The 12,421-nt window shown below is 66.8% G+C and carries 11 protein-coding genes; 5 read left to right on the forward strand and 6 right to left on the reverse strand.

Annotated elements, in window-relative coordinates; genetic code table 11:
- Window positions 1-143 precede the first annotated feature (143 nt).
- The 5 genes from AC1RNP_RS13745 to AC1RNP_RS13765 all read left to right on the forward strand — a co-directional run bounded on the left by AC1RNP_RS13745 (window position 144) and on the right by AC1RNP_RS13765 (window position 4,920).
- Window positions 144-905 (forward strand): S-methyl-5'-thioinosine phosphorylase, encoded by a 762-nt coding sequence (locus AC1RNP_RS13745; RefSeq protein WP_493051841.1) that lies wholly within the window; start codon window positions 144-146, stop codon window positions 903-905.
- A gap of 112 nt (window positions 906-1,017) precedes the next feature.
- Entirely contained in the window at window positions 1,018-1,224 is a 207-nt protein-coding gene (gene cspE / locus AC1RNP_RS13750) for a transcription antiterminator/RNA stability regulator CspE (RefSeq protein ID WP_226470198.1), read from the forward strand.
- A gap of 67 nt (window positions 1,225-1,291) precedes the next feature.
- Window positions 1,292-2,557: an FAD-dependent oxidoreductase gene (locus AC1RNP_RS13755; protein ID WP_493051842.1), complete on the forward strand. Its 1,266-nt coding sequence runs from the start codon at window positions 1,292-1,294 to the stop codon at window positions 2,555-2,557.
- A gap of 124 nt (window positions 2,558-2,681) precedes the next feature.
- Window positions 2,682-4,361, forward strand: coding sequence for an acyl-CoA dehydrogenase family protein (locus tag AC1RNP_RS13760; protein ID WP_493051843.1), 1,680 nt, complete (start codon window positions 2,682-2,684; stop codon window positions 4,359-4,361).
- A gap of 70 nt (window positions 4,362-4,431) precedes the next feature.
- The gene (locus tag AC1RNP_RS13765; protein ID WP_493051844.1) at window positions 4,432-4,920 is read left to right on the forward strand and encodes a L,D-transpeptidase family protein; all 489 of its coding nucleotides are present in this window, start codon (window positions 4,432-4,434) and stop codon (window positions 4,918-4,920) included.
- Between the two features lie 66 nt (window positions 4,921-4,986).
- Here AC1RNP_RS13765 and gnd read toward each other — a convergent pair whose 3' ends face one another.
- From gnd to AC1RNP_RS13795, 6 genes are all read right to left on the reverse strand, one after another.
- Complete coding sequence (gene gnd / locus AC1RNP_RS13770) at window positions 4,987-5,892, reverse strand: phosphogluconate dehydrogenase (NAD(+)-dependent, decarboxylating) (protein WP_493051845.1); 906 nt, start codon at window positions 5,890-5,892, stop codon at window positions 4,987-4,989.
- 152 nt (window positions 5,893-6,044) lie between these two features.
- Complete coding sequence (locus tag AC1RNP_RS13775; protein ID WP_493051846.1) at window positions 6,045-7,808, reverse strand: ABC transporter transmembrane domain-containing protein; 1,764 nt, start codon at window positions 7,806-7,808, stop codon at window positions 6,045-6,047.
- 178 nt (window positions 7,809-7,986) lie between these two features.
- The gene (locus AC1RNP_RS13780; protein ID WP_493051847.1) at window positions 7,987-8,589 is read right to left on the reverse strand and encodes an IMPACT family protein; all 603 of its coding nucleotides are present in this window, start codon (window positions 8,587-8,589) and stop codon (window positions 7,987-7,989) included.
- Between the two features lie 47 nt (window positions 8,590-8,636).
- Window positions 8,637-9,824, reverse strand: coding sequence for a hypothetical protein (locus AC1RNP_RS13785; RefSeq protein ID WP_493051848.1), 1,188 nt, complete (start codon window positions 9,822-9,824; stop codon window positions 8,637-8,639).
- Window positions 9,821-10,417: an RNA polymerase sigma factor gene (locus AC1RNP_RS13790; protein ID WP_493052009.1), complete on the reverse strand. Its 597-nt coding sequence runs from the start codon at window positions 10,415-10,417 to the stop codon at window positions 9,821-9,823. Before AC1RNP_RS13790 ends, AC1RNP_RS13785 begins: the two co-directional genes overlap by 4 nt.
- A gap of 187 nt (window positions 10,418-10,604) precedes the next feature.
- On the reverse strand, window positions 10,605-12,335 hold the full coding sequence (locus AC1RNP_RS13795; protein WP_493051849.1) for a vWA domain-containing protein: 1,731 nt from the start codon (window positions 12,333-12,335) through the stop codon (window positions 10,605-10,607).
- Between the last annotated feature and the right edge of the window lie 86 nt (window positions 12,336-12,421).

Below are 12,421 nucleotides of genomic sequence, written 5' to 3' on the forward strand. Positions count from 1 at the left end.
GGGATTGATTTGTCGAGAAAAGCGTTTTTCTTTGGTTCGTTTCTTTTGGGGCTTACCAAAAGAAATGAACTCGCCCCTTCAGGGGCGAAACGCTTTGCTTTTACAATCCAGCCACACCGCCAAATAGCGAGCCAAAAACAACAATGACCACCAACATCGCCCTCGCCATCATCGGCGGCACCGGCCTATACAAACTCGCAGACCTGCAGGACGTGGAAACCCACCAGCCAGTCACCCGCTACGGCGCGCCATCAGGCCCGATCAGGATCGGAATGCTCGCAGGCAAGCGCGTGGCATTCCTGGCCCGCCATGGCGAAGGACATTCCGTGCCGCCGCACAAGGTGAACTATCGCGCCAACCTCGCCGCGCTGCAGGCGCTGGGCGCGACGCGCGTGCTGGCGCTCAATACGGTCGGCGGCATCACCGAGCGTTTCGGTCCGCGCGTGCTGGCCTGTCCGGATCAGGTCATCGATTACACCTGGGGCCGCATCTCGACGATCTGCGAGGAAGAGGGCACCGAGGTGCTGCATGTGGATTTCGGCGATCCCTACACGCCGTCGCTGCGAAAGACGGTGATCGCGGCCGCGCGCAGGGCCGGCATCGCGCTGGTCGATGGTGGCTGCTACGGCGCCACGCAGGGGCCGCGGCTGGAAACCAAGGCCGAGATCGCGCGCATGCGCCGGGATGGTTGCGATCTGGTGGGCATGACCGGGATGCCGGAAGCGGGACTCGCGCGCGAGCTTGGCCTTGAATACGCCTGTCTGGCGATCATGGCCAACTGGGCGGCAGGCGCCGGGCCGGACAGCGATGAGGTGATCACGCTCGACGATGTGCTCGCCAACGTGGCGGCCGCCTCGGCGGGGTTGCCGGCCCTGATCGGGGAGGTTGTGTCGGGCCAGGGATGATTGCCAGCCGCGAATTTGCTTTGCATACTCGCGATCGTGCGCGTTCAGGGGGGCCATCGGGCGCGCACGCTTGGCCATCATGTTTGATCATCTGGACGAGGTAGGGAGAGACATGCAGTACGGCACAGTGAAATGGTTCAACGACGCCAAGGGGTTCGGATTCATCGCGCCAGAGGATGGCAGCGCGGATGTGTTCGTGCACTTTTCGGCGATCAATTCCAAGGGCTTCCGCAGCCTGCAGGAAGGCCAGCGAGTCAGCTACGAAGTCACGCAGGGGCCGAAAGGCGCCCAGGCGGCCGGGGTCGTTCCGGTTGCTTGAGCTTGAAGGCATTGCGATTTCTCGAGCCCCGCTTCGGCGGGGCTTTTTCTTGTGAAGGATCGTCGGCATGAAACCGTTGCAGATTGCGATCGCCGGTTACGGAACTGCGGGACAGGCGGCCGCCGTGTTGCTGTCGCGCGACGGTCATCGCGTGGAAGTGTTCGAGCAGACGCCGCGGCCGGGGCCGGTGGGCGCGGGATTGCTGTTGCAGCCGACCGGGTTGCAGGTGCTGTGGCAGATGGGGCTGTTGCCGCAGGCGCTCGCGCATGGCGCGCCGGTGCGCAGGCTCTACGGCGAAACGCCGCGTGGGCGCGCGGTGATGGACATGCGTTACGCGGGACTGGACTCGCGGATGTTCGGCCTTGGCATGCAGCGCGGCGCGTTGTTCGCGTTGCTCGCGCAGGCTTGGACCGAGGTCGCCGATGACTTGCATCAAGGCGTGCGCATCGATGCCGCTGACGAACGGGGGCGTCGCATCCGCGATGCGGATGGTCGCTGGTACGGTCCATTCGATCTGGTGATCGCCGCCGACGGTTCGGGGTCGCGATTGCGGCAGCACGTCGATCCCGCCGGCCCGGATCGCGTATATCCCTGGGGTGCCTTGTGGTGCCTGCTTCCGCGCGGTGACTGGCCGTGGGCGGACGAGTTGCGCCAGCGCTATGTCGCGGCCCGCAAGATGATCGGCATGTTGCCGGTCGGGACGCGTCCCGACGACGCCATGCCGAGGCTGAGTTTTTTCTGGAGCCTGCGGGCCCGGGACTTCGACGATTGGCGGACACGCGGACTGTCATCCTGGCGCGAGGAGGTGGCGCGCATCTGGCCGGAGGCCGACGCGAGGCTCGACGGCATGGAAGACGCCACATCGCTGGCGCGCGCTGGTTACCGTGATGCGGTTCCGAAGCGCTGGCATCGCGAACGCCTGGTGTTGCTGGGCGACGCCGCGCACGCGATGAGCCCGCAATTGGGGCAGGGCGTCAACATGGCGTTGCTGGACGCATTGGCGCTGCGCGATGCCCTGCGCGCCGAGTCGGAAGTCGCTGGAGCGCTCGCGCGCTACGAGCGTGCGCGTCGCAGGCACGTCGCCATCTATCAGTTCTGGAGCCGCTGGCTGACGCCGCTGTTCCAGTCCGAATACGATCTGATCGCGAAGGTGCGGGACATCAGTTTCCTGCCGCTGGGCAAGCTGCCGGGCGGGCGCGGGCACATGCTGCGTGTGCTGAGCGGCACGCAATTGGACATGTTCGGAAAACTTGCCTTGCAGAAGGAATTCATCGACGCACTGCATGCGAGCCTGCCTTCCGGAATCGAGAAGCCAATGGCACAAGTTGGCTGATGGATGGCCGGAATACGTGAGTTATCCGCATCGGCGGGCGTTTTAACCAAAACCGAACACATCCCCTCTCAAGCGGCCGGAATTTGATGGACAATCCGGATTCCTAACAGGACGTCAGGTACCGATGAAAGCAGAACTGCCGCAGCTCCCGCCCTTCGAAACCCACGCCGTCGACAATCAGCCACCGGAGTTCGCGCCGCGTGATCTGTGGGCGGAGGATGTCGTCCTGCGTGAAGCGGTGGCGCGCGAAGGCGGCGGCGCGTTCGCCGATCGCATCGCGGCGTATGGCGCCGTGGCGGGTGGCGATCAGTACGCCCTGAGTTTCGATGCGCATCGCGACAAGCCGCGGCTGCGCACGCACGATCGCTTCGGGCATCGCATCGATACGGTCGAGTTCCATCCCAACTACCACCGGATCATGCAGGCGGCGATCGAGCATGGCGTCGCCGGCCTGTCCTGGGCCGAGCGGGCTCTCGACAAGCATGCGTCTGGGGCGCATGTCGCACGCGCGGCATTGAGTTATCTGCATCATCAGGTGGAACCGGGCACTAGTTGTCCGTTGACGATGACGCATGCCGCTGTGCCGGTACTGCGCCATGCGCCGGAACTGCACGAATGGGCGGACAAGGTGGCGGCGTGCCGCTATGACGCCCGCGATGTGGCGATCGCCGACAAGTCCGGCGTCACGCTCGGCATGGGCATGACCGAGAAGCAGGGTGGCAGTGACGTGCGCGCCAATACGACGCGTGCGACGCCACTGTCCGCTTCGGACAATTCATACGCGCTGGTCGGACACAAGTGGTTCTTCTCCGCGCCGATGTGCGACGGCTTCCTGGTGCTGGCGCATGCGCCCGCGGGGCTGAGCTGCTTCCTGATGCCGCGGCGCCTGCCGGATGGCACGAAGAACGCGTTCCGGCTGATGCGGCTGAAGGACAAGCTCGGCGATTGGAGCAATGCGTCGAGCGAAGTCGAATTCGTCGATGCGGTCGCCTGGCGCGTCGGCGAGGAGGGCAGGGGGATCGCCACCATTCTCGAAATGGTGATGCTCACGCGCCTGGACTGCATGCTCGGCTCGTCCGGGCAGATGCGCATGGCGCTGGCGCATGCGCTGCATCATGCCGCGCACCGGCGCGCATTCGGCCGGCGCTTGATCGAGCAGCCGCTGATGCGCAACGTGCTGGCCGATCTGGCCATCGAATCCGAGGCTGCGCTGGCGCTTTCGCTGCGCGTGGCGCGCGCCGTCGATGCGGCGGAGCGCGGCGGTGCCGATGACGCGAGCCGTTACGAAACCGCGTTCGCGCGAATCGCCACCGCCATCGGCAAATACTGGATCTGCAAGCGCACGCCCGCTTTCGTCAACGAGGCGCAGGAGTGTCTTGGTGGCGCGGGTTATGTGGAGGAGTCGATCCTGCCGCGGTTGTACCGGCAGGCGCCGTTGAATTCGATCTGGGAAGGCTCGGGCAACATCCAGTGCCTGGACGTGCTGCGCGCCCTGGCCCGGGAGCCGGATACGAGCATCGCCTTGTTCGCCGAGTTGGAATCGGCGCAGGGATTGCACAAGGCCTACGACGACGCCCTGGTCGCGCTCAAGGATGCATTGTCTCCGGGTCGCGTCGACGAGGCCGGCGCGCGCCTGTTGACCGAGCGCCTGGCATTGGCCTTGCAGGCATCCATCCTGTTGCGTGCCGGCAGCCTGGCCGCGGACGCGTTTTGCGTGAGCCGTCTTGGCGGCGAGCGGGGGCTGGTGTTCGGGACGCTGCCGTCCGCGCTGGATTGCACGGGCCTGCTCGAACGCGCTCTTTGACGACACGCTGCTTCGACAACAACAAGCCTAGACATTGAATAGGGGTGGCAGGATGCCAGGCGGGAATCTGATGAAACATGCGCTGGCGATGGCTTGCATGGCCATCGCCTCGACGGCGATCGCCGCGACGCCACCGGCGATGGTGCCGGCATCGCAACGCGCGGATCGCATCCGCGTCGACAAGTCGGAACGGCGCATGCAATTGCTGCGAGGAGACAAGGTGTTGCGCACCTACCGCATCCTGCTTGGCGATGCGCCAGTGGGACACAAGCATCAGCAAGGCGACGAGAAGATGCCGGAAGGCGACTACCGGATCAGCGGACGCAATCCGAACAGCCGCTTCCACCTGTCGTTGCGCATCTCGTATCCCAATGACGCCGATCGCAAGCAGGCGCGGAAACGTGGTGTGGATCCGGGCGGCGACATCATGATCCATGGCGGCAACAGCGTGCTGTATCCCTTCGACTGGACCGACGGCTGCATCGCCGTCAGCAACAAGGAAATCGAGGAAATCTGGAGCCTGGTGCCGACCGGCATTCCGATCAGGATCGATCCGTGAACATTAGTATGTCATTCCCGCGAACGCGGGAATGACGAAAGAAAACAATGAGCGGGCGGAGATTATTTATTCCTTCTTGATCGCGTGCCCGCCGAACTCGTTGCGCATTGCCGCCAGCAGTTTGTCGGCGAACGAATCGTCATCGCGCGAACGCAGGCGTTCCAGCAGCGACAGCGTGATCACCGGTGCCGCGACGTCGAGCGCGATGGCCTCGGCGGCGGTCCAGCGGCCTTCGCCGGAGTCGGCGACCCAGGGCGCGATGCCGTCCAGTTCCGGGTTCTTGCGCAGTGCGTCGGACGTGAGGTCGAGCAGCCACGAGCGCACCACGCTGCCGGTGCGCCAGATCTCGGCGACCTGATGCAGGTCGAGCGAGAATTCGGTCTTGTGCTGCATGATGGCGAAACCTTCGGCATAGGCCTGCATCAGGCCGTATTCGATGCCGTTGTGGACCATCTTGGTGAAATGTCCGGCACCGCTCGGGCCGACGTGGCCCCAGCCCTTGTTGGCGGCCGGTGCCAGGGTTTCAAAGATCGGCCGCAGGTGCTGCACGGCGGTGTCTTCTCCGCCGATCATCAGGCTGTAGCCTTCTTTCAGTCCCCAGACGCCGCCGCTGGTGCCGCTGTCGACGTAATGGAGATCGCGCGCGGCGAGTTCGCCGGCGCGGCGCATGGTGTCCTTGTAGTAGGAGTTGCCGCCGTCGATGACGATGTCGCCCGGTGCGAGCAGCGGAAGCAGCGAAGCGATCGTCGAATCGACGATCTCGCCGGCGGGCACCATCAGCCACAGCACGCGCGGCGCGGGCAGTGCCTGGACCAGCGCTTCAAGCGAATCGGCCGCGACGATGCCGCGCTGTGACGCGGCATCGCGCGCCGCCTGCACCGCATCGAAGCCGTGCACGCGATGACCACCGCGCAGCAGGCGTTCGGCCATGTTGGCGCCCATGCGGCCGAGGCCGATCATTCCAAGTTCCATGGTGACTCCGTGCGTGGGAAACAGGCGGGATTGTCCCACGCGATGCCGCATCGTGCCCGTCAAGGGTCAGGACAGAGCGTCTGGCCGAGAATGAGGAACCAGGCCGCGCTCGTCATTCCCGCGAAGGCAGGAATGACGAGCGTAAAAACGTTCTAGTCGAGGAATTGCAGCTTCGCCAGATCGGCGTACAGGCCGCCTTGCGCCAGCAGTTCGGAATGCGTGCCCTGGGCCACGATGCGGCCGCGGTCCATGACCACGATGCGATCCGCCTTGAGAATGGTGGCCAGGCGATGCGCGATCACCAGGGTGGTGCGGCCCGCCATCAGGTTTTCCAGCGCGTGTTGCACCGCGCGTTCGCTCTGCGCGTCGAGCGCGGAAGTGGCCTCGTCGAGCAGCAGGATCGGCGCGTCCTTGAGCAGAGCACGGGCGATGGCGATGCGTTGCTGCTGGCCGCCGGACAGGCGTGCGCCGCGCTCGCCGAGTTGTTCGTCATAGCCACTGGGCAGGGCGGTGATGAACTCGTGCGCCTCCGCGGAACCGGCCGCGGCTTCGATCTCGGCATCGCTCGCTTCGAGGCGTCCGTAGCGGATGTTGTCGCGGGCGCTGGCGGCGAAGATGGTCGGATGCTGCGGCACGAGGGCGATGCTTTCACGCAACGCTGATGGGTCGAGCGTGCGGATGTCGACGCCGTCGACGGAAACGCTGCCGGATTGCGGATCGTGGAAGCGCAGCAGCATCGCGAGCACGGTGCTCTTGCCGGCACCGGAAGGGCCGACCAGGGCAACGGTTTCGCCGGGCGAGACGTGCAGGGTGAAATCTTCCAGCGCCGCCGCGTCCGGCCGTGACGGGTAATGGAAGGCGACCCGATCGAAGCGCAATTCGCCGCGCACCGGTTGTGGCAACTCCGCCGGTTGCGCGGGCGCGACGATGTCGGAGCGCTCATCGAGCAGTTCCGAAATGCGGCTCATGCCGCCGGCGGCCTTCTGCAGTTCGTTCCAGGTTTCCGCCAGGGTGCCGACCGAGCCGGCGCCCAAAAAAGCGTACAGGACGAACTGTCCGAGCGTGCCCGCGCTGAGCGTGCCGTTGACGACGTCGTGAGCACCCGACCACAACACCAGGACGATCGAGCCGAACACCAGCGTGATGGTCGTGGCGGTGACGATGGCGTGCATGGTGATGCGGCGCCGCGCCGTGGCGATGGTGGTGGCGACGGCGTCGGCGAAACGGCCGCGTTCGTAAGGTTCGCGCGCATGCGCCTGCACGGTGCGGACCGCGCCGAGCGCTTCGCTGGCCAGGGCATTGGCGTCGGCGACGCGGTCCTGGCTCTGCCGCGCGATCTTGCTCAGCCGCTGGCTGCCAAGGATGATCGGCAGCACGCACAGGGGAATGCCGATCAGTGTGTAGGCGGCCAGGCGCGGGCTGGTGACCACCAGCATCACGATGCTGCCCAGCATCATCACGCCGCTGCGCAGCGCCACCGACATGCTGGAGCCGACCACGCTGCGCAGCAGCTCGGTGTCGGCGGCCAGGCGCGAGACCAGCTCGCCACTGCGGTTGCGCTCGAAGAACGACTGTCCGAGCCCGATCAGGTGCGAGTACAGCTGCATGCGCAGATCGGCGACCACGCGTTCGCCCAGCAGCGAGACGGTGAAGAAGCGCGCCGCGGTGGCGAGGGCGAGCGCGATCGCCACCAGGAGCACCAGGAAGAAGGAGGCGTCGATGTTGTCGCTGCTGGAAAACCCATGGTCGATCATCTGGCGCACGGCCAGCGGCAGGGTTAGCGTCGTGATGCTCGAGGCGGCCAGCGCCAGCAGCCAGGCGACGAACAGCGTCTTGTGGCGCATGACGAAGGGCCATAGCGCGTTCAAGCTGCCGATACGGGATTTTGGTTTTGCATCTGACGCTGGAGAAGACATGAATCGTTCCGATGATGACGTGAGCCGACAGCACTCAGCGAATGACAAAAGTGCTTATGCACGATTGCGACGCACGATCTGGAGAAAAGCCCCCTTGAGTCAAGGGGACGCCGCGGCAGCGGCGGGGTTGTGGGGGTTACGGCCGGGACCCAAAGTTTGCGTAGCGAACTTTGGGGCGCTAGCGGGCAGCGCCCGATAGCGCGGCCAAGCGTACCCGATCCCGTGTGGCGTCTCTGAGATGGTCTTTCAAGGTGTCGACACGGTCCGCGGGCAGGCGCAGCCGCAGGACGGCGCCGGCGACATCGAAGCTTTCGTCGAGTTTTTCCGCATCGAACGCCGCCAGCGCGGCATGGATGTGACCGAGATCATCAAAGCCGGCCTGCAATTCGACCAGGGCGTACTCGATCAAGGGCACGCGTTCGGCGCGGCGCAGGCATTCGGCGGCCGCGCCGCCATAGGCACGGACCAGCCCGCCGGCGCCAAGCTTGACCCCGCCGAACCAGCGTGTCACCACGACCACCGCGCGATCGATGCCCTGGCCGTCGATGGCTGCGAGGATCGGCCGTCCGGCGGTGCCGGCCGGCTCGCCGTCGTCGCTGGAACGGTATTCGCCGCCGATGCGGTAGGCCCAGCAGTTGTGGGTGGCATCGGCCGCGGACACCGTTTCGACGAAGCGCAGCGCGGCTTCCGCCGAGGTCACCGGCGCGGCGTGGGCGAGGAAGCGGCTGTGCTTGATCTCGATCGCATGCGACGACGCGGCCGCCAGGGTGTACGCGTTCATTAAAAGTCTGCGCTCATTCCAAGCCTGTGCTCATTACAGGCACGGGCTCATTCCGACAGCAGCGGGCGCAGGTCGTCCGGAATCGCGGCACCGGGATAGCGGCGCCGGTATTCGCGCAGGCTGTCGCGCGCGGCGTCGCGGTCGCCCTGCGTGACCAGCTCGCGCACGCGCTTGAGCCAGGCTTCGCGCACTTCGGGCGAATCGGCGGAGGCGGGCGGTTCGTCGTCGATCGGCTGGTCCTCGAAGCCCTGGACGCGCGAGCCGGTCACTTCGATCGTGTCGAGGGACTTGGCCTGCTTCTCGGATTCTTGTTTCTGGCGCTGCTGATTTTCGTTGGCCCTGTAGCCGTAGCCCGGAGCCACGGTTCCGCTGGCGGCACTGTCGGATGCGACCGGAGCCGATGCTGGCGCCGGCGCTGGCGCCGCCATCGCGCCGGGAGACGGCGCGGGTGCGCGGCGCTCTTTCGCACGATAGAACAGCTGATCTGGCTCGGCTTGGGGCGCGGGCGCCGCGATGGCGGGCTCCGCCAGGGTTCCCGAAGGCGGTTCCGGCGCCGGCGCCATGAGGACAGGCGGCTCCTGGGGCGGCGGCGGTGCCGGTGCCGCGGGCGCGATCGGGGCCGTCCGCGCGGCATCCCCGGCATCCGGCACGGGTTCCATTGTGAAGACTTCCTTCACCTCCGCTGCGTCTTGCGCTCGTGGCGCGCTCTGCTTGAGCACCTTCGCCTGTGCGGTATCGGCGACCGCTTCCGGCGCCGCGACGGCAGCGGCGGCTTGTGCGGCGTCATCGGCGCCGGCTTCATCGTGCAGCACCACCATCGCGGCCTGATCCTCGGCCGATGGCCCTCCCGCGCCGGCCTCGGGGCGCGGCGGAATGCTCGGCGCTTCCGAGGTCATGACCCGCACCTCGTCGACCGGCCGCAATTGCCAGGCCAGCCCGAATGCGAGCGCCAGCGTCGCGGCGACGCCGAACACGGCCGGCCAGCGCCGGCGCTGCGCGCGCCTGCGTGCGGACGTGGCGCGTTTGGCCACTGCCGCGGCGGCGGCCGCTTCCGTGGGATGCGGTGCCGCGACCGCCACCCGTGCGGCACGCAGGATGCTCGCGTCGAGCGCAGGCGACGGCCCCCGCTGCGGCGCGGCGCGGGCGATCTGCTCCGCCAGCGCGCGCTCTTCGGGCGTCAGCACCGCATCAGCGCCGCGCGGATCGATGCCGGAGTTGTCGTGTGGGGTATTCATGCTGGCGGGGCCTCGGCGGACCCCAATCGGGTACGTAGCTTGTCCATCGCGTAGCGCAATCGCGATTTGACGGTTTCACGGCCGACGCCGGTGATGGCGCCGATTTCCTCCAAGGTCAGTTCCTGTTCGAGGCGCAGCAGGATCACTTCGCGTTGTTCGTCCGGCAGTTCGTCCAGCGCCAGCTGCATCAGGCGGCGCTGCTCGAATTCCGACAGGCTGCGCTCCGGCGTGTCGGGATCGGGGATGCGCGCGGCGCGTTCGTCGGCGTTGTCCGGCGCCGGCGGGCGGTGCTTGAGCGCGCGCCAGTGGTCGCCAAGACGGTTGTGGGCGATCCGGTACAGCCAGCTGGAGAACGAGCCGTCCGGCTTCCAGTCCAGGCGCGCGGAAATCACGCGCTGCCAGACATCCTGGAACAACTCGTCGGCGAGCGCCCCGTCGCGCAGCTGCCGCAGCAGGAAGCGGTGCAGGCGCAGGCGGTGGCGGCCGTAGAGCTGCTCGAACGCCGGCACGTCGCCCCCGGCATACGCCGCCATCAGCGATTCGTCGCTGGGGTCGTCATTGACTGTGGCGCTGGCGGCGGCGACATCGTCCATGCGCGGCAGGGTAAGCGTTGCAGCGCCGGAGGTGAAGCCCGCGTTACGTGTGAGCCAGCGCGGGCTCTGCGCGGCACTGCTGCGCAGAGCTGGCGAACGCCCGGCCACGGATGGCCGGGCCGGACTTTCCGGCGCCCATGGCGTGACGTCATGGATGGCAGCGGAATGACGTGTCATGACGCATGGCTCAGTCGGCGACCATGCCGATCTTCGGCGTGTCACCGGCGGTCAGGGCGCGCGCTTCCTCGGCCAGTTCGACGAATTCGGCACGCTGATGCCAGCGATCCTCGCCTTGCGCGCCACGCGCCGTGCGCGTGATGTCATCCCACGTCCAACTGCCCAGATGCGTGCCGCCGCGCAGCGCATCGGCATAGGCGGCGACGGCGCTGGCGAAGCGCAGGGTGTCGCTCGGCGTGGCACGCAGGTCGCGGCGCAGGATGGGTGTGGCGATCAGCCGGCTCTTGTCCTCGCCGGGGCGCTTGTAGCGCAGGCGCAGTTCGGCCAGTTCCTCCGCCTTGGCGCCGGTGGCCGGTTTCGCTTCGTTGCCGTAGCGCAGCGCCGGCAATTGTTCGGCGCCGGAACCGACCGGCGTGATCTCGTACAGCGCCGTCACTTCGTGCCCGGCGCCGATGTCGCCGGCATCGACCTTGTCGTTGCTGAAGTCCTCATTGCGCAGCACGCGGTTCTCATAGCCGATCAGACGATATTCGGCGACCTGCGCGGGATTGAACTCGATCTGGATCTTCACGTCCTTCGCGATCGTGAGCAGCGTCGCGCCCACCTGTTCGACCAGCACCTTGCGCGCTTCCTGCAGCGTGTCGATGTAGGCGTGATTGCCGTCGCCGACGTCGGCGAGCTTTTCCGCCAGCGCATCGTTGTAGTTGCCCTGGCCGAAGCCGAGCGTGGTCAGCGCGATGCCGGACTTGCGCTGATCGGCGACCAGCGTTTCCAGCGCGCCCGGATCGGTGACGCCGACGTTGAAATCGCCGTCGGTGGCGAGGATCACGCGATTGACACCGTTCGCGATGAAGCCTTGCTTCGCCATCGTGTAGGCGAGCCGGATGCCGTCGCCGCCGTTGGTGCTGCCGCCGGCTTCGAGACGATCGAGCGCGGCGAGGATTTCGCCCTGCCTGTCGCCCGGGGTCGGCGGCAAGACGAGGCCGGCGGAACCCGCGTAGACCACGATGGACACGTGATCCTGCGGCCGCAGTTGCCGCGCCAGCTGCGTGAACGCCTGTTTCAGCAGCGGCAGCTTGTCCGGTGAGTCCATCGATCCGGACGTGTCGATCAGGAACACCAGATTGGACGGTGGCAGTGTCGCCTTCGGCACGTCGTACCCTTTGATGCCGACCATCAGCAGCTGGCGCTTGCCGTTCCACGGCGCCGGGCTGAGTTCGGTGGTGACGCGGAAGGGCGTCTCGCGCGTGGGCGGCGCGGGATGGCCGTAGCTGAAGTAGTTGATCATTTCTTCCGCGCGCACCGCATCGGCCGGCGGACGCGTGCCTTGCTTCAGCATGCGGCGCACGTTGCTGTAGCTGCCGGTGTCGACGTCGATCGAGAACGTGGAGACGGGCTGCTCGCTGGCGCGATGCACGGGGTTGTCCTCGCGCTCGGCATATTTCTCGGTGTTGCTCGGTTGCCAGTAGCCATGCGGTGGAGGCGGGGCGGCTGGCGCGGGCGCATACGCCAGATAGCCGACGTTGGATTTGACCCGTAGCTGCATGCGGGTGCCGGCAATGCCATCGACCGAGGTCGCGGCTGCCGCTTCCAGGGGCTCGGAAGTGGGGGCGATTGACGCAGGGGCGGCCTGGCGCGTCTCGTCGCCGTCGGCGACCGATTCCTTGACCTGTTCGGTGGTCGTGCAGGCGGAGAGCGCGATGGCGCAGAGCAGTGCGGCGGCGAGCGTGCGGCGTTGCATGGGAGTCTCCCGAAGTGGACGGGAGAGTGAACGCGCGGAGCCGCGAAACGGGGTTGCGCCGGACGGCGTGCCCGCGGCGGATCGAT

Source organism: Luteimonas sp. GW821-FHT14E02 (genome assembly GCF_058803905.1).